This window comes from Vibrio sp. Y2-5 (assembly GCF_014596725.1).
Lineage (GTDB): Bacteria > Pseudomonadota > Gammaproteobacteria > Enterobacterales > Vibrionaceae > Vibrio.
In genome coordinates this window covers 138,369-156,474 of record NZ_JACVEG010000003.1, presented here as the reverse complement: position 1 = coordinate 156,474, position 18,106 = coordinate 138,369, and the positions used below count along the sequence as shown (strand labels likewise).

The window sequence follows — 18,106 nt, the reverse complement described above, 5'->3', positions numbered from 1 at the left end:
TTTTCACCTGCAATATGGCCGGGCATTTGCTCGGCCTCATTAGCCTTCGGCTTTAGCCATAAAAAGGTAAGATGTTATGTTAGACCATACGCCAAGTGGCTTATTTAAAGTTTTCTCTGTTGTTAAGCATTGGTTAGACAAGATTGTTTCTTGGTTTTGTATTTCCCTAATCGCTCTAATGACCATTCTTGTGACTTATCAAGTTATTGTTCGCTATGTATTTAATGACCCAAGTGCGGTGAGTGAAGTACTTTCTCGCTACCTGTTTATCTGGTTAGTGTTGTTTGGTAGTGCGCTGGTATTTGGCTTGAAAGAACATATGGCTATCTCTTTTATCAAAGAGAAGTTCTCCCACAAAACACAAATCATTGTTGAAGCGTTTATCGAGCTAGCCATCGTAACTTTCGCTCTATCCATCATGATTTTCGGCGGTTACAGCAGTGCAACCCGCCAAATGTGGCAGCTAGATTCTGCACTACAAACTCCAATGGGAACGATTTACGCAGCGATTCCAATCAGCGGTGCGTTAATGGTTTTCTATTTTATTTACAATGAATTGCAGCTAGTCGAGCGCTGGAAGCAATTACATTCTTCGGCAGAGTAGGAGTGAGTCATGGACTTAGCATTAACAGCTGCCTTAATTATGTTAGCCGGTGTCGTCTTCTTCCTTGTGATTGGCGCACCGATCGCCATCGCTGTAGGTATTTCCTCTTTCGGCGCAATGATGGTTATTCTGCCAACGCAGGGTGCAATGGTAACGTCAGCACAACGTATGTTTGTGGGCTTAGATTCCTTTGCGCTGCTCGCGATTCCGTTCTTTATTCTTGCCGGTAACATAATGAATAACGGCGGTATAGCGATACGGTTAATTAACTTCTCTAAGATTGTCAGTGGTTTCTTCCCGGGCTCTCTTGCTCAAACCAACGTTGTATCGAACATGTTGTTCGGCTCAATCAGTGGGTCTGGCGTAGCCTCTGCAGCGGCTATCGGTGGCATCATGTCACCCATCCAAGACAAAGAAGGTTACGACAAACGCTTTAGTACTGCGGTTAACATTGCATCAGCGCCAACAGGTATGTTGATTCCGCCAAGTAACACATTGATCGTATACGCGACAGTGGCGGGGAGTGTCTCTATCTCGGCACTGTTCATGGGTGGTTACATCCCAGGTATTCTCTGGGGTTTAGGTGTGATGCTTGTTGCTGGTGTTATGGCGAAACGCCGTGGTTACATTGCAAAACATCGCATGACTTTGAAAGAGTGCGGTCAAGTTACAGTGGATGCTATCCCAAGTTTGTCTTTAATCATCGTGGTGATCGGCGGTATTTTAGGTGGTGTGTTTACAGCAACAGAAGCGTCAGCCATCGCGGTTGTATACTCGCTACTATTGAGTGCAATGTACCGTTCTCTGGATTTCACTCGATTACCTGAGATTTTCCTACAATCAGCAAAAATGACGGCAATTGTTATCTTTATGCTGGCAACGTCGTCGATTATGTCTTGGGTGATGGCATTTACACAGATCCCCGGAATGATTGCAGACATGCTATTAGGTTTGACGGATAACCCAATCATCATCCTACTGATCATTAACGTTATTTTGTTGTTTGTGGGTACATTTATGGACCCAACACCAGCAGTACTGATCTTTACACCAATCTTCCTACCAATTTGTATGGGCTTAGGCATGGATCCAGTGCAGTTCGGTATCCTATTAGTATTCAACCTTTCACTAGGTACGATTACCCCTCCAGTAGGACCGATTCTGTTTACGGGTTGTAAGGTGAGTGGTATCAGTATCGACTCAGTGATCAAAACATTACTGCCGTTCTTCTTTGTGATTTTCGCAGTATTGATGTTAGTGACTTACATTCCAGCCATCTCTATGACGCTTCCTGAAGCGATGGGCTTGATTAAGTAAGTTCGATGATTTATCAAAAACAACCTCAGCCAAGTCTGAGGTTGTTTTCGTTTGGGGGTAAGCAACGTGCGTTTATCAACAAAATGAGGTTATACCAATGCCAGTTTCAAAATAGCGGGCACTGGTATGAGACAAACAAAGTTCATTTCGAGTATTATCGGCTCGTTTTGATGAACATGTATTGAGTACATAGCAATGGAATCAGTTAAGAAAACTGAATATAGAGCGCCTGCACTAGAGAAAGGCTTAGATATTCTTGAACTGCTTGCACAGCAAGATGAACCGCTCACAAAAAAACAGATAGCAGAAAGCTTAGATAGAAGTATCAACGAAATTTTTCGCATGTTGTCTGTGCTGGTGGAAAAGCAGTTCATTGAATATGACAGCTTTACGTCAACTTATGCGTTAACGCTAAAAATGTTTGCGTTATCGAACCAGCACCCACCCATAGCTCAACTTTTGAAGCGTGCTACGCCTTTGATGGAAGAGATCTGTAATAAGGTGAACCAATCTTGTCATATGTCGGCATACAGCAACGGAGAAATGACCGTTATCGCTCGCCAAGAGAGCCCTTATAAAATGGGTTTCAGCTTAAGACTAGGTTCTATCATTGATATCTGTTCATCGGGGTCGGGAATTGTGTTCTTGAGTTTCCTAAATGAAGAGAAACGCCAGTCGGTTTTGGACAAACTCGATGCAACGCCAGAAGAAAAAGCGCATGCGCTAAGCCATGTTGAAGCCACAAGAGAGTGTGGCTACTATGTAGGCGAAAGTCCGCAGATCTTGGGCGTAACCAATATCAGTGTACCGATTTTTGGTGTGCTGGGTGATGTGTTAGCGACCATCACAATTCCGTATATGACACTGAACTCAAACACCGTTCACCACCATATTGAAGATTTAGAAAATACCAAACACGAACTCATTGAGCTAGCGAGCAAGTTGAATCAAAACTTGTCGTAAATTCAACGTTCATATTTATTTCAAATCTTTCCCCTTTTCAACAAAGGAAAAGGGGAAAGATTTGATCTTCGCTGTATCGAAATAACTCTCACACTGTCTTTGCTACTGCGACTTTCCTCAATATTAACTTCCATTCCATTTGAACTACTAAAATATTAGCCAAGGTGCGAGAGTTACATCGATTTTTATACCAGAAGGTTGTGTAGCGAATGGATAATAATGACGGTCCAAAGCGACTTAGATCTCTTTGTGATACAACCCATGATTAAACCAAAAATAAATATGTAAATAATCAATACTAAAATGTTCTGATTATGGTGAAACCAAATTGGAATGTGAATAAGGGAGAATAGAAAGGACTGAAAAATATTGGACGTTAAAAAATGGTTATCTTCTAATAATTTTCTTAGCAAAAAGCCTCGAAAGACAATTTCTTCAGTTAATCCTGCTAACAATACGGAATTAACGAACTTGAGAACATCAATATCAAAGGTGCTTGGGGAATCAAATAAAAAATGAAACAGTTTATTTATGGTCAACATTGAAGTTGATAATAAAATCAATACCAGACCATCTCTGTCTATCGATTTTGTTAACTTTAAATATGAGCTTGGGGAACATTTTTCTATCACTTTTATGTAGATATAGACGGGTAGTATCCAAACTGCTATTTTGCAAAGCGGGCGCAAGTAATCTGAGTATGGAAATATATATAGCTCCATAACAGTCCAAGTGAAAAAGAGAAAAATAGTATAGCTTAGTAGGCTTCGGTTAATTCGTATATCTCTGATGTTTAAGGTCCTATTTTTCACATTAGATTTAAAAGTGTTATTCCTGAAGTTAAGATTTGTCATATATTGATTGAACGTGGGTTTAATTGTTGATTCAGTATCCATATCAAGTGTATTTTCTCTTGACTATTGTTACCCTCGTTATTTTCCATGGATATCACTTTTAAAAGTAATGATTAGTAAAGTTTTGGTTTCAGTTATATACAAATTACTCAAGAAGGGCTGTGAATAATGCTCGTTTAGGTTTCATTAGTGAGTCTGGTTGGAAGGTATTCTTCTTATGGGTGAGGTTGAGATTGAAAATAAACTTGTTTCCCAAAATTGCAGTTATTCTTGTCGGGATGTTTACGGTCAATAGTGGTTCTGCAAAATCGAACGATAATATGAATATTGTCAATATAATAGATCAAGCCATGGCGAAGTATCATATACCGTCTATGGCTATAGTGACTTTTAATTCCCAAGGTATCCTGCAGAAGGAAATCAGAGGCAGGCGTCGAGCTGAAGCAGAAGAATTGGCTCAATTGAATGATTACTATCATATTGGTTCAAGTGCAAAGTCACTCTTGGCGATATCAGCAGGAAAACTTGTTGAACAAGGAAAAATGACGTGGGAAACAAAATTTTTTGATGTTTTCCCTGAGCTGAAGTCTGAGTCACGACCAGAGTATTTCGATATAACATTGAATACATTATTGTCATGCCGTTCTGGAATGCAGCCTTTTACATCCTATCTGGAGATGAAAGGCTTGAACGAAAAACAAAAGAGTAAGCAACTGGAGTTTGTTAAATACCTTGTCAAACAGACTCCTGTTTCAAAGGAAATCAACGGTGAATTCGAATTTGTCTATTCAAATTCAAGCTATACAATGGCTGCGATGATGCTGGAGCGCATAACGGGTTCTTCATGGGAAGAAATCATTGCAAATGGTTTAGCCAAAGAAATTGGGTTATCGGTAATATTTGATTGGCCGAATAGCAATGAATCGGAACAACCGTGGGGGCACACTAAAATTGGCGATGCGCCATACGCTGATTGGTTGGAGTGGCAACAAATCAATGACATCGATTTTGACCCCAATGAGTTATATGCATTTTCTCCTGATAACAAATTTAGACTTCCTAGCGTCATAGCTCCTGCCGGAGATTTGAGTATGAGTCCCTTGGATTATGCCAAATATGGGCATATCCATTTACAGGGGCTAATAGGGGAAGATAATTATGTTAGTTCAGAGACTTACGATATCATTCATAATCGTTACCAAGGTTTCTCTTATGGTGTCGTGAATATAGATTCACTGGGTGAAAAGATTTTCACTTACAGTGGCAGTGCAGGTACCTTCTACGCTGTGACAATGCTATTTCCTGATTCTGACTTTGGCTATGTTATTTTAAGTAATTCAGGTTCAAGCGAAGCGGTTCAGGGGATTAATTGGGCGTCTGAGAAGGTGATAAAGCAACGTTTTAATTTATGGTGGATGTTCTGGTCGTGATCCATTACCCATTCCTTAGTACAACGTTTGGCTTAAAATCAGGAATTTTTAATCAAGGAGATTTAACAATATGAAAAAACTAGCAATATTGACGATGTTTTCTTTAGCTTTCTTTTCTGCGAGTTCTTTTGCAAGAGATGATATCGGCGCTTATTCAATCGAAAATGCATTGAATTTAGAAGCTGCAAAAGCAAAATTGGGTACAGATATTAAGTTCTATTTTGGTGAACAAAAGCACCCGAAAATCATTAAAGAATTCGGTGAATTCAAAACCAACAAAAAAACCAACGCCTTCAATAAAACCGATGAAGAAGCGTGTGATTGGGTCTTTTTGTCAGCCATGATCGCGTTAAAAGAAAGAGCAGTTAAAGAAGGCGGTAATGCTGTCGTCAATATTAAATCAAACTATAAGAGCAACCTAACATCAAGTGAGAGCACGTTCCAATGTGGCGCTGGCACTATGATTGCGGGCGTTGCTTTAACGGGTAAAGTGGTGAAGTTGAAGTAAGTTCTGCGGAAACTTTAGGGCTCTTTTCGCTTTTCTCATCGTATGGAATACAAGGTCAAGATATTCGGCTCAGATGCAACCCAGTTTGTTACTCGTTATACAAGCGTATGAGTCATTTTATATATGTGCCTTAATTTGGGGAGAGTGTATGAATACTAGATTTTGTGAACAATGCGGTGAGGAAACAGCGCATAAAGAAGTCATGAAGCAAAAACCGTCGAAGTACGGGAAGTCAAAAAAAGAGCAGTTCAAAGCTTTTCTGGACGGCTTTTTTAGCGGGGCAGCAACATCTTTACCTGCGGGAGCTTCTTTAGAGTTAACAGACAGGTACATTGTTTGTACTAAGTGTGGCAAACAAACTCTGGAGAATTACGGTGACGAGTTTCAATAGGTTATCGGTTGGATAATCGGAACTAACTTATATGAGTTTTGTTACTGGGATAGATGAGCGTGCAGTCTTTATTTTATAGAGCAAAGGTACGCTATCCATTCATGAATGTTTAATGTCGTTCAGATAAGTAGTTACTTTTACCTGAACGGCATTAACTTCAAACAACTAAGTTTTCTGCATTGTTTCTAGGGATAGTTACAGGTTTCTAGGGATAGTTGCAGATTACTTTGCAATAACGTTTGCTACGTCTTTGACCAGTGCCGCGAGTTCATCCCATTTTTCGCCATCGATAAGATCGTTTGGCACCATCCATGTACCACCACAAGCTAAAACGCTTGGGATAGCTAGGTAGTCGTTAACATTTTTAGGGCTAACGCCACCAGTAGGCATGAACTTAATTGGGTAAACGGCTGTTAATGCTTTAAGCATTGCTGTGCCGCCTGATGGTTCTGCCGGGAAGAACTTCAGAGTACGTAGACCCATTTCCATTGCTTGTTCAACAAGGCTAGGGCTGTTCACCCCTGGGACGATTGTCGCACCACGTTGTTGGCAGTATTTCACGGTAGTTGGGTTGAAGCCTGGGCTTACAATGAAATCCACACCTGCGTCGATTGCTTCGTCTACTTGTGCTGTGGTCAGAACGGTACCAGCACCAATCAGCATTTCAGGGAAAGCTTCACGCATGTTTTTGATTGCTTGTGCCGCTGCTTCAGTACGGAAAGTTACTTCTGCACATGGTAAGCCATTTTCAATCAGAACTTCAGCAAGCTTAACGGCTTTGTTTGCATCTTTGATTGCAATTACAGGAACGACTTTGATTTCAGCAAGTTGTTGGTTTAAATCTTTCATCTTTTTTCCTTAAAGTGTTGGCATAGCGCTAGTTGGAATGATAGCACCACGGTACTGAATAACGGTGCCAGCCACTAAGTGACCAGCAGAGGCAGACTGTTGTTCGCCGCCTCCTAGAATTCGTTTGGCTAGGTAACCTGCACTAAATGAGTCACCCGCGGCGGTTGTATCAACGACGTTTGAGATCGTATTTGCTGCAACCGTATATTGTTCGCCATTTGAAATAACGAAACAGGCATCGGCACCGCGTTTAACAACGATTTCTTTAACGCCTAAACCTTGAGTACGTTCTATGGCTTGTGTCTCTTCACTGTCACCCCAAAGAAGAACTTCATCGTCGAAGGTGAGGAAAGCAATGTCCGTGATTTTCAGAATCTCAGTGTACACTTTTTTAGCTTCTTCAATAGAAGACCACAGAGCAGGGCGGAAGTTGTTATCAAAGGCAATCTTTACGCCTTTTGCTCGGCATTTAGTCAAAACGTCGATAAGAGACTTCAGGCAATCCTCAGGAAGAATGGCAACACTGATACCGCTTAGGTAAATCATTTGGTGTTCGCACAGCTGTGTCTCAAGAGCTTGAAGTTGCACATCACGCAGCCAGTATTTTGCTGCAGCATCATTACGCCAGTAAAAGAAGCTTCTTTCACCATCTTCACGAGTCTGGATGGTATAAATACCCGGCAATTTTTTCTCAGACAGGAAGACCAAATCGGTATTCAGTCCTTCATGTTTCCAAGCGGATAGCATTTCGGCACTGAAAGGGTCTTTACCAAGTCCTGTGACGTAGGAAGTGGTAACGCCAGCAGACTGAGTCAGTCGAGAAAGGTAAACAGCAGTATTTAACGTGTCGCCACCAAATCCTTGTTCGACTGCACCTTCGTTTTTTCTAAGCTCGACCATACATTCGCCAATGATCGCGACTTTTTTGATTTGGTTCATAGGATAACTCCGTATGTATTACGTGAATTTATGCACGTAATGAAACAAGGCGTAACAAGCAAAAATTAACAACCATTTTTATGGTTATATAAAACAGTCGTTTTATAAAAAATTATAATATTTCGACCATATTTAACTGAAAAAAGCCAACCAGAGCTGGTTGGCTTCAAATCATTTATTCCCGATAAACGATTTGCATCCTACTAAGCAATAAGAGACTTAACATAAGCTTCAATCTCTGCGTCTTGGCAGTTATTGAAGAAGCACTCTTGGAAGCGAGCGCCGCCGACCGCAGTTTTTACTAGCTCTTGGTCGATTGATTTTAAAGTATCAACAATGCTGTCCTTCGCAACCGCAGCTTTAACTTGAGTCAGGATACCTGCGTTACGTTGTTGTGGTTCAGCACGCTCTTTCGGGTAACCTTCGCCACGTGGACCTGTGAATGCTTTTTCGAACATGTAACGAACATTCAGTTCGCCAGCCCAACCAAAGCCTTTCGCGAATGCCAATGCGATAGCGTTACCGTTGTTGATTTGGTTGAACAGGAATGCGTCAGACGGCTCTAGGCAGTAACCACAAACCACACCTGGGTGTAGGTTTAGCGACATCATTGCGCCTTGGCCAGTACCACAACCTGCAACTACGAAGTCAACGGCTTTTGAGTTAAGAAGGATACTAGCCATGATGCCTAGGTGGATGTAAGTGAGGTGATGGTCAGCCTCATCGCTCATACCCACGTTGAAAACATCATGACCAAGAGGAGCGGCAACTGTATTTAGTTCATTAAGAACCATTGCGTTTTTTCCTGCTTGGCTGTTTTCCATCATCAATGCAATTTTCATCAGAATCTCCTGCAACCGTAGTTGCTTAAAATATTTAAACTTTTAGCACTCTTCAATGAAGCTCACTAACGTTGACGTAATCAATACTGTTAGTTCTAAACACCGAAGTTCAATGTTCACAACTAACATTCTTAATTTCTAACTCTATGTAATTTAATAAAAATAGAGTTGGAATCTAAGAAATCTGAGTCGCTGAGCAGAGAAAGTGATCGTGAGTTGATCACTTTCCCATCATCTACTCGCGAGTCCGAATTAACGTGCTAACCAACCACCGTCAACAGCGATAGTGTAGCCATTGATGTAGTCTGAAGCTTTAGAAGCTAGGAACACACATGGACCAGCTAAGTCTTCTGGTGTACCCCAGCGGTCAGCAGGGATACGCTCTAGGATAGCTTGGTTACGGTCTGCGTCTGCACGTAGAGCTGCTGTGTTGTTCGTCGCCATGTAGCCCGGTGCAATCGCGTTCACGTTGATGTTGTGCTTAGCCCATTCGTTCGCCATCAAACGTGTAATTCCCATTACACCACTCTTAGAAGCCGTGTATGAAGGGACACGGATACCGCCTTGATAAGAAAGCATAGAAGCGATGTTGATGATCTTACCGCCGTCGCCTTGAGCCATGAATTGCTTAGCAACGGCTTGCGACATGAAAAATACAGACTTGATGTTGATGTTCATAACGTCGTCCCAGTCCTGCTCTGAGAAGTCGATAGCGTCGTTACGACGAATGATACCAGCGTTGTTGACTAGGATATCGATGCGACCACACTCTTCTACAGCACGGCTAATGATTGAAGGGATGTCGTCCAGTTTCATTAGGTTTGCGCGAATGTCGATGAACTTTTGGCCAGTTGCTTTGATAAGTTCGATGGTTTCAGTTGGCTCAACAATGTTTACACCAACGATGTCGCAGCCCGCTTGTGCAAGACCTAGTGCCATACCTTGACCTAGACCAGTATCACAACCAGTGACGATTGCAACTTTACCTTTCACATCAAATGAATCAAGAATCATTACTTTTTCCTCAACGTACCTAATTAAATATGAACAGGAACGTCCTGAACATCATAGTGAGGAATATAACAAGAAAAAAACGCTTCAACAAATAAAAATGAAAGAGCGTTTCAAAAAATATAATTGATATCTAATTTTTGAAGTGAATTGAGCTTTCGTAAAAAATCAAAATAACATTTTACATTCGAAATTAATGAGCGCTGTTTTGAACATTTCGTTAGCCTTTTGTGGACTGATATCAAGGTTCATTTGAGGGTTAGCCTCATGCCGTTCTGTCTTTTAAACGAAAAAAGCCACCTTCTAATCGTTTAGAAGGTGGCTGTATATGTCTTGTGAGATGAAGATTCAGGAATTACTTAGTTAAACCCAATGCTTCATTCATAACGTGGAAGATGTAGTTTTGCTCAACCGCACCTTGGAATAGGTAAGCCTGAGGACCACGTGCGAAGATAGCAACGTCTTCACCTGAGTGAGTTTCTGAACCAAGTTTGATTAGAGACTGTTGTCGGTAGTTGATGTCCATGACTTCATCTTCAGTTGGATTAGGGCGATCTGCACCGCCTTTTTCAACCGCGCCAGGACCGTTACCGTAGCTCAATGTGGTGTAGTGCTTACCGTAAGCATCCACGTTTAATTTACCGTTTGACTTAGAAAGACCAAGAATTGGATTACCGCGCTCTGCATAACCGTTGGAAATTAGAGTGTGCGCATGGTCAGCAGTTACAATGATCAGAGTGTCTTCTGGATTTGTTTTATCAAGCGCTGCTTTGATTGCGTCGTCATAAGCAACCGTATCCCAAAGTGCACGTGCTGCGTTACCATCATGATGAGCGTGGTCAATACGTCCAGCTTCAACCATTAGCAAGTAACCATCTTTGTTATTAGATAGAAGGTCGATCGCTTTAGAGGTCATTTCAGCCAATGATGGTTCATCACCACGTCGATCCGCTTCGTACTTCATGTGGCTACTTTCAAACAGACCAAACACTTTTTTCGTGTCTGCTGGGATGCTTTCGAATCCTTTTTGATCATAAACATATTGACCATCAGGGTGTTGAGCTTGCCATTTTTCAACTAGGTTCTGACCGTCTTTACGTTTGCCTTTTTTACCTTCAGGGTCAACCACATCAACTGGCAGGAATTCGCGGCGTCCACCACCAAATACGACGTCCATGCCTTTACCTTCATTGAAGCTAAGCAACTGTTGAGCGATATCCACACAGCCTTGATTTTTTGCAATGTTTGGAAGGGTTGCGTCATTTTCCCAGTTGCGGTCAGCAGAGTGTGCATAAGTGGTTGCTGGCGTCGCATGAGTGATACGTGCAGAGGACACAACACCAACAGACAATCCTTTCTCAGCGGCCATTTCCCAAGCCGTTTTTGCTTCATTGCCCTTCACTGTATTACAGAAACCGCGCTTAACGTTGTCATCAACACTGATCACGCCTTGCTTAGTTTTAACACCTGTTACCATCGCAGAGGCAGTACCCGCTGAATCGGGTGTCTGTGCATTGGTATTGTAAGTTTTTGACAAAGCCATGTTAGGCATGGATTCCATGTTTAGGCGGTATTCTTCGCCCATTAAACCACGTCGCTGACCTTCAAAAATACGCGCAGCGGTGATAGTACCCACGCTCATGCCGTCACCAACAAATAAGATCACATTCTTAGCTGGTTTGTCGATAGGCATATTCGCTTTTGCTTTTGCGATAGTTTCCTGAGCTTGTTTAAACCACACGTCATCTTTCTGTGGTGCGTCAACACCAGCGGTTTGGCTCTGAGTAGAACAGCCAGCTAGGGCTGTCAAAATACCACTGACTAATAGAAGTTTTTTACTTTTCACGGGCATAGGCTCCAATTGTTTATTCGAATTTCCATGTTGCTCAAAGGCTTAACGGAGTCCAATTACCCAATAAATTTATGAATAACGCGTTACTGATCTATGAAGTTTTTATTATTGTCATATTACTGTCTTATGCAGCGAGTAATTTTGTTCACAACAGTAAACAACGTATCTTTTTGATATCAATAGACATTACAACTTATGAATTTAGCTCTGATTAAACAATTTTTGCGCGTGAGCGCTATTGGGTTAGTAGTGGCGATAGGCAGTATTTCTGGTTCTTACGCTCAAGAAGACACCACATCAGCGACTACTGAGGTAGTCACTCTGGACTGGATCGATTTAATTCCAGAAAGCGAACGCAATGCGGCGCTGTTACCAAATAAGGCGCCGCTAAATCACGATAGTGATACTCCACCGCAGAATATGGCTGGTGGATTTCGTGATGATCTAGATGGAAAACAAGTTCGTATTCCGGGCTTTGTTATCCCTTTGGAAGGGGACGATAAAGTGGTAACAGAACTCCTCCTAGTGCCTTATTTTGGTGCTTGTATTCATGTTCCGCCGCCGCCACCGAATCAGATCCTTTATGTAAAGTTCGATAAAGGTGTCCCTATTCAAGGGCTGTGGGATGTGGTTTACATTGTGGGTACATTGAATGTAGAAATGGTTGAATCTGATTTGGGGCAAGCCGGTTATCTGATTAATGGTGTGAGCGTCGAAACTTATGACGACTCCAGTTCGTAGCATTGGAATAAAAACAGGAAGAATAAAAACAGGAAAGCCGCTGAATCAAGGTAATACTCAGCGGCTGTACATCTGTGTTTAAGCGCTACCTAGGCGGGTGGTGTTCAATCCAGTGGCGGGCAATTTGCTCGCGAGTCGCGATCCAAACGCCTTCGTGAGATTGCACGTAATCAAGGAACTTCTTCAGTGCCATAAAGCGGCTTGGTTTACCTATGATTCTACAGTGAAGACCAATCGACATCATTTTCGGCTTATCTTTGCCTTCTTCATACAAGCAATCAAAGTTCTCTTTAAGGTACTGGAAGAACTCTTCGCCGTGGCTAAATCCGTAGGGCGAGGAAAAACGCATATCGTTGGTGTCCAATGTGTACGGGATCACTAAGTGAGGGCGTGTTTCTCCGGGTTTCTGGCTATTGGGCACTTGAGTCCAGAAAGGCAGGTCATCGCCGTAATAGTCTGAGTCATACAAAAGGCCTTCTTGTTCTGCGACTAATTCTCGGGTGTTGGGTGAATCTCTTCCTGTATACCAACCAATAGGGCGTTTACCTGTCAAACGTTCAATGATGTCGAGTGCCTGTTTCATGTGTTTGCGTTCTTTTTTAACGGGCATGTTCTGGTAATGGATCCACTTTAATCCGTGGCAAGCTATTTCGTGCCCGTCTTCCACAATCGCTTTGGTCACTTCTGGGTTGCGCTCCAACGCGGTGGCAATGCCAAAAATGGTTAACGGCAGTTCGCGTTTTTTAAACTCGTTTAGAATGCGCCAAACCCCTGCGCGAGAACCATATTCATACAGTGATTCCATGCTCATGTGGCGGTTAGGGTAAGCTTCTGCGCCGGCTATTTCAGACAAGAATATTTCTGAGTGTGAATCGCCGTGCAACACGCAGTTTTCACCGCCTTCTTCATAGTTAAGAACAAACTGAATGGCAATTTTCGCTTTGTTTGGCCAGTTGGCGTTTGGGACATTATCGCGTCCGTAACCGATATAATCGCGAGGATTACAATCTTTCATTCGAATTCCTTATCTAATCGTCCACATTTTTATGTTATGCGTTAGGTGAAGAGTTTGCTGAAATCAACATGTGTATCTTGTTTACTGGTTAGTGATATTGAAGCTTTTAATTGTTCCAAGTGATGGCGCATCCAATGTTGAGCTTCACTGATTAAGTTTTTATCCAGCAGAACAATTAAATTGGAGTGGTCACCACAGTCACAATTGACACTTTCACGCGTGCCATAAGCTGCGATAACCAGTGAGGAGCGATAACACAACTGCTCGACAAACTCTGCCAATACTAAGTTGTGACCGACTCGCGCAAGCTCGTAATGGAACTTAGCAGTTAGCTGAATAGCTTGAGCCATATCACCATTGTTATTGGCTCGTTTTTCCATCTCAACCATTGTTCTAAACTGATGTGACAGCTTTTCATTCCAGTTGTCGCTAATTGAAGGGATAAGCAAAGGTTCTAGCAGAATTCGGCTATCCCACACTTCAGAAGCTTCTCTGCGGCTCGGGCGGTTTACTTGCGCACCTTTGTTTGGCTGAATAACGACAAATCGTTCCAACGCTAATCTTTGCAAAACTTTGCGAATACCCGTGCGGCTGACACCAAAAGCTTCAGACAGTTTGTCCTCTGGCAGCCGTTCACCCGGTGGTATTTGGTGTTCAACAATGGCCTTAAGCATTTTTTGATAAATGATATCGTCGTTAGACATGTAGAACTCTCTAATTACGGTTGTATACAAAGCGATAGTGCAATATGTATACCAAACAGGCTTTTATTGTTTTCCGTAAGAACCAGCCAATCTCTGGCGGTCATGTCACCAATATCTTGCACTAAGATGCAGCATTTGTTCGACTCTGGTGCACAAAACTGTGTGTACAATATTCGGTAAGCTAGTGATATGGTAGCTTGTGAGTTTGGCACACTACTTGTATTTATAATTGTATACAATTGACGCGAATAAAAGCTTACATGGAAGTGTAGGGAATAATTAAAGAGCAGACACGATATATGAACGTATTAGAAAAGTTGAAAAAGGAATGGTTTCTCGTTGGCATGGTTGTGGCAATTGCATTAGCAACGGTGAGCTCAGATGTGGGTAAATCAGGGGGATGGATCCACCTTGATAAACTTACAGGTATTGGTGTCGCAATTGTCTTCTTTTTACACGGTTTGGGACTTTCTCCTCAGGCAATCAAAGCGGGTATGACAAACTGGCGTCTGCACTTGTACATTCAAGCCGCAACGTTTGTGGTTTATCCACTTTTGTGGGTCATCTTCGGTGAAGCATTTATGGCTTATATGCCTGCAGCTTTGGCGTTTGGTTTTTGCTATCTGCTCGTACTGCCAAGCACAATTTCATCTTCTGTTGCGATGACCAGTGTCGGTAAAGGTAACGTTCCGGGCGCCATTTTCAACGCGTCACTATCAAGCATTATTGGTGTTTTCATCACGCCGTTTCTTATTCAGCTGTTTATGGGCGTAGAAGGGGTTGAGCTCGATCTGATGGCTTCCGTTCTTTCCATCGCCAAACTGCTGTTGTTACCAATGATTGTTGGTCAAATTCTTCGTCCATACCTTGTTAGCTGGATTAGTAAACACAAAAGTGCTGTAGGTAAGGTTGATAAATACGTCATTTTAGCGATCGTCTATAACGCATTCTGTGATTCAGTGGAGAACGGCATTTGGCATGAATTCTCTATTGGTCTTCTAGCGAGTTCTGTTGCTATTTGTTTAGTGGTTCTTTTGTTTATGGTGCATTTCATTCAATGGGGTGCACGTCGTGTTAACTTTGAACTTCCAGATGAAGTGGCGGCGGTATTCTGTGGCACCAAGAAAACACTGGCTGCGGGTATTCCGATGGCAAAAGTGATTTTTGGAACGGATCCAACACTCGGTATGATCTTATTACCTATCATGCTTTACCACCCAATCCAGATTTTCTACTGTGCAATATTAGCGAATCGCTATGCTCGCCAAACAGAAGGCGCAGCAGTAACAAACTAAAACAATTAAAAAGTAAGGAAGCGAAATGACTAAGGATAGTCGAGTCTATTGCTCTCAAGGGCCCGAACATTTACCTGCCAAAGAACGAGGAAGTTTAAGCGGCACACAGTTTGTGTTTAAAGACTTGTTTGATGTTAAAGGCTTTAAAACAGGCGCAGGGAATCCACAATGGTTGGCGACGCATCCCTGTGCGCCAGCCACATCTTCACTGATATCTAAGCTGCTCAACAATGGTGCTGAATGCGTTGGCCGTGTACAAACAGATGAACTGGCGTATAGCTTAAACGGACAGAACATCCATTACGGCACGCCAGTTAACCCTGTGGCTCCCGATTGCATTCCCGGTGGCTCATCGAGTGGCAGCGCAGTCGCGGTTGCGCGCAGCGAGTGTGACTTTTCAATCGGGACGGATACCGGAGGATCGGTTCGTGTTCCCGCCAGTTATTGTAGCTTGTTTGGGCTTCGACCTACACTCGGTTCACTTGATCTTCACGCTTGTTTTGAATTATCAAAAAGCTTCGATACCGCTGGCGTGTTTAGTCGTGATTTGCCTTTGTTACGTAAAGTTTGGCGTGTGCTGTCTGGGTCAAAATCAGAAAGTCGCAGCGCCACGCATTTGTATCTAGACAATCAGTGTGCTCAAGTTCTCAGTAAAGAGCGATTAGCTCGCCTTAAACACTGGTGTGAACAAGCTGAAATTGAGTTGATATGCGGTGAACTGTTGCAAGAAAACGGCTGGCTATTGAATGACCTCAGCTTATTGTTCAGAACCATTCAAGGTTTTGAGATTATTCAGAAGCACGGTTTATGGCTTGAGCAGCATGGCGAGAGCTTAGACCCCACCATATTCGAGAGAGTGAAATGGTCACGTACCATTTCCGAGCAAGATTATACGCAAGCCTTGGATAAGCAAGCAGAGTTCAGAGAGCTGATAACTCATCACCTAACCGAATATGCACTGGCTTGGGCAATTCCAACCACACCATCAGGTCCGCCAGCGTTGACGATGAATGGCGAAGCACTTGCGACATACCGAACTCAGCTTATGGGTCTAACCAGTATTGCGGGCTTAAGTGGTTTACCGCAATTGCATTTACCTATGCAAGGATTGCAAGAAGGGCCATGCGGTATTTCCGTTATGGGCTTATCCAACCGTGAAGAAGACCTCATTACAACGGGCGAAACGCTTATCCAAGGAGAAAAGCTTGCTCAAGGAGAAAGTAAATGAAATATCAAACCGCTTTTACAGCTCCTCATTACAAGGCCGCACAAGTAGGGCAGAAGATTCTCGACCAAGGTGGCACAGCAAGCGAAGCGATGGTCGCTGCAGCGGCGATGATTGCTGTTCAGTATCCGCATATGAACAGTATCGGTGGTGACAGCTTTTGGTTGATTGCCAAAAAAGGTCAAACACCTGTCGCCATCGATGGTTGTGGCGCCGCTGCGTTAGAGGTTGATGTTGAACACTATCGAAGCCGAGGTGATGAACTCCCTGAGTTTGGGGGGGACGCGGCGATTACAATGGCAGGCACTGTTGCTGCGTGGCAAAAGGCGTTGGAGCTGGATTCATCCAATATCAGCTTACACACACTATTAAACCCAGCCATTGAAGCCGCGCAGCAGGGTATAGAGGTGACTCAGAGCCTAGTCAACGCCAGTGAAAAAACCTTCGGCAGATTAGCTCAGCTCAAAACGTTTGCTGAACACTTTCTTAAAGAAGGAAAAACACTGGCAGTAGGTGACATTGTCACTAATTCTGCGTTAGCCAATACACTAAAAACCTTAGCGGAAAATGGACTGGATGATTTTTATCGTGGCGAGATAGCCCAAAGCGCCGCTGAGGAGCTTCAACAAGCCGGTAGCCCAATTACTCTAAAGGATTTTCATCACCATCAAGCCAAGGTAATGGCACCACTGAGTGTCAATACCTCGAAAGGTAAACTGTACAACTTCGGTGCTCCGACTCAAGGAGTGGCTTCGTTGTTGATTCTGGCGATTTATGATCGTCTCGCTTCACAAGCGAAAAGCGAAATTGACCATATTCATCTATTAGTAGAAGCGACCAAGCAAGCCTTCATCATTCGTGATAAAGAAGTGTGTGATGAAGAGTATCTGACTCAACCTTTGCAAGAGTGGCTGAATGAATCGGTGATTGATCGTTGTGCTGAGCAAGTGTCGATGGAACATGCGTTACCTTGGCCACACCAAGCGCAGCCGGGGGACACCATCTGGATGGGGGCGACCGATCAGTACGGCACCATGGTGAGCTTTATTCAAAGTATTTACTGGGAGTTCGGCTCAGGAGTTGTGCTGCCAAGTACTGGCATATTGTGGAACATCCGTTCGAAAAGCTTCTCTTTAGATGCCAAACATCACAATGTACTGGCGGGTGGTAAGAAACCATTCCATACATTAAACCCAGCTTACGCAGAGTTAGCCGATGACCGACGAATGGTTTACGGAACCATGGGAGGCGAAGGCCAACCACAAACTCAGGCATGTTTGTTTAGCCGTTATCACTATCAGGGCTATGAACTGGATGAAGCGGTAGCGCTGCCAAGATGGTTGTTAGGTCGAACATGGGGTGACTCAACCAATAACTTACGGCTAGAAGAATCTTTGTATCACCAGTACGGAGAACAATTTAAACAAAGAGGTCACGATGTTACTTACGTGGCTGATAACAACGAATTAATGGGACACGCTGGCGCAATCATTATTGATACGCATGGAAAAGCCTCGGCGACCAGTGATCCTCGTAGCGATGGAACTTATTTACTTGGAGAATAAA

At 43.0% G+C, this 18,106-nt stretch carries 18 protein-coding genes; 10 read left to right on the top strand and 8 right to left on the bottom strand.

Going from position 1 to position 18,106, the window contains the following annotated elements; translation table 11 throughout:
- The first annotated feature begins 76 nt into the window (after positions 1–76).
- The 3 genes from HUO09_RS10005 to HUO09_RS09995 all read left to right on the top strand — a co-directional run bounded on the left by HUO09_RS10005 (position 77) and on the right by HUO09_RS09995 (position 2,884).
- Positions 77–604 (top strand): TRAP transporter small permease, encoded by a 528-nt coding sequence (locus HUO09_RS10005; protein ID WP_188233883.1) that lies wholly within the window; start codon positions 77–79, stop codon positions 602–604.
- Positions 605–613: 9 nt separating this feature from the next.
- Entirely contained in the window at positions 614–1,921 is a 1,308-nt protein-coding gene (locus HUO09_RS10000; protein WP_188233882.1) for a TRAP transporter large permease, read from the top strand.
- Positions 1,922–2,116: 195 nt separating this feature from the next.
- On the top strand, positions 2,117–2,884 hold the full coding sequence (locus tag HUO09_RS09995) for an IclR family transcriptional regulator (RefSeq protein WP_188233881.1): 768 nt from the start codon (positions 2,117–2,119) through the stop codon (positions 2,882–2,884).
- Positions 2,885–3,069: 185 nt separating this feature from the next.
- On the opposite strand, the gene HUO09_RS22595 is transcribed toward HUO09_RS09995, so the two are convergent.
- Complete coding sequence (locus HUO09_RS22595; RefSeq protein WP_223159412.1) at positions 3,070–3,426, bottom strand: CPBP family intramembrane glutamic endopeptidase; 357 nt, start codon at positions 3,424–3,426, stop codon at positions 3,070–3,072.
- Between the two features lie 473 nt (positions 3,427–3,899).
- Between HUO09_RS22595 and HUO09_RS09985 the strand changes: the two genes are divergently transcribed.
- The 3 genes from HUO09_RS09985 (at position 3,900) to HUO09_RS09975 (ending at position 6,067) form a co-directional block, all read left to right on the top strand.
- Positions 3,900–5,168, top strand: coding sequence for a serine hydrolase domain-containing protein (locus HUO09_RS09985; protein ID WP_188233879.1), 1,269 nt, complete (start codon positions 3,900–3,902; stop codon positions 5,166–5,168).
- 70 nt (positions 5,169–5,238) lie between these two features.
- Positions 5,239–5,676, top strand: coding sequence for an excinuclease (locus tag HUO09_RS09980; RefSeq protein ID WP_188233878.1), 438 nt, complete (start codon positions 5,239–5,241; stop codon positions 5,674–5,676).
- Between the two features lie 148 nt (positions 5,677–5,824).
- A complete protein-coding gene (locus HUO09_RS09975; protein ID WP_188233877.1) occupies positions 5,825–6,067 on the top strand; it encodes a hypothetical protein in 243 nt (80 codons plus the stop codon).
- Between the two features lie 222 nt (positions 6,068–6,289).
- Here the strand turns inward: HUO09_RS09975 and HUO09_RS09970 are convergent, their stop codons facing one another.
- The 5 genes from HUO09_RS09970 to HUO09_RS09950 form a co-directional block, all read right to left on the bottom strand.
- Complete coding sequence (locus HUO09_RS09970) at positions 6,290–6,916, bottom strand: bifunctional 4-hydroxy-2-oxoglutarate aldolase/2-dehydro-3-deoxy-phosphogluconate aldolase (protein ID WP_188233876.1); 627 nt, start codon at positions 6,914–6,916, stop codon at positions 6,290–6,292.
- A 9-nt stretch (positions 6,917–6,925) separates the two neighbouring features.
- Positions 6,926–7,855, bottom strand: a complete 930-nt coding sequence (locus HUO09_RS09965) for a sugar kinase (protein ID WP_167412731.1) — start codon at positions 7,853–7,855, stop codon at positions 6,926–6,928.
- A gap of 203 nt (positions 7,856–8,058) precedes the next feature.
- Positions 8,059–8,697, bottom strand: coding sequence for an RpiB/LacA/LacB family sugar-phosphate isomerase (locus HUO09_RS09960; RefSeq protein WP_167412730.1), 639 nt, complete (start codon positions 8,695–8,697; stop codon positions 8,059–8,061).
- Positions 8,698–8,949: 252 nt separating this feature from the next.
- Positions 8,950–9,711, bottom strand: a complete 762-nt coding sequence (kduD, locus tag HUO09_RS09955) for a 2-dehydro-3-deoxy-D-gluconate 5-dehydrogenase KduD (protein WP_167412729.1) — start codon at positions 9,709–9,711, stop codon at positions 8,950–8,952.
- Positions 9,712–10,063: 352 nt separating this feature from the next.
- A complete protein-coding gene (locus HUO09_RS09950) occupies positions 10,064–11,554 on the bottom strand; it encodes an alkaline phosphatase (protein WP_373563690.1) in 1,491 nt (496 codons plus the stop codon).
- 216 nt (positions 11,555–11,770) lie between these two features.
- Between HUO09_RS09950 and HUO09_RS09945 the strand changes: the two genes are divergently transcribed.
- Positions 11,771–12,301: a DUF3299 domain-containing protein gene (locus HUO09_RS09945; RefSeq protein ID WP_373563693.1), complete on the top strand. Its 531-nt coding sequence runs from the start codon at positions 11,771–11,773 to the stop codon at positions 12,299–12,301.
- 85 nt (positions 12,302–12,386) lie between these two features.
- On the opposite strand, the gene puuE is transcribed toward HUO09_RS09945, so the two are convergent.
- Both puuE and HUO09_RS09935 read right to left on the bottom strand, forming a co-directional pair.
- Positions 12,387–13,316, bottom strand: a complete 930-nt coding sequence (gene puuE / locus HUO09_RS09940) for an allantoinase PuuE (RefSeq protein WP_188233873.1) — start codon at positions 13,314–13,316, stop codon at positions 12,387–12,389.
- Positions 13,317–13,357: 41 nt separating this feature from the next.
- Positions 13,358–14,020, bottom strand: coding sequence for a GntR family transcriptional regulator (locus tag HUO09_RS09935; protein ID WP_188233872.1), 663 nt, complete (start codon positions 14,018–14,020; stop codon positions 13,358–13,360).
- Between the two features lie 299 nt (positions 14,021–14,319).
- Here HUO09_RS09935 and HUO09_RS09930 point away from each other — a divergent pair, with 299 nt between their 5' ends.
- From HUO09_RS09930 to HUO09_RS09920, 3 genes are read left to right on the top strand one after another with little or no spacing between them, the layout of a single operon-like run.
- A complete protein-coding gene (locus tag HUO09_RS09930; protein WP_167412724.1) occupies positions 14,320–15,315 on the top strand; it encodes a bile acid:sodium symporter family protein in 996 nt (331 codons plus the stop codon).
- Between the two features lie 25 nt (positions 15,316–15,340).
- The gene (locus tag HUO09_RS09925) at positions 15,341–16,543 is read left to right on the top strand and encodes an amidase (protein ID WP_188233871.1); all 1,203 of its coding nucleotides are present in this window, start codon (positions 15,341–15,343) and stop codon (positions 16,541–16,543) included.
- Positions 16,540–18,105, top strand: coding sequence for a gamma-glutamyltransferase family protein (locus tag HUO09_RS09920; RefSeq protein ID WP_188233870.1), 1,566 nt, complete (start codon positions 16,540–16,542; stop codon positions 18,103–18,105). The genes HUO09_RS09925 and HUO09_RS09920 overlap by 4 nt, the downstream gene beginning before the upstream one ends.
- Position 18,106: the final 1 nt, after the last annotated feature.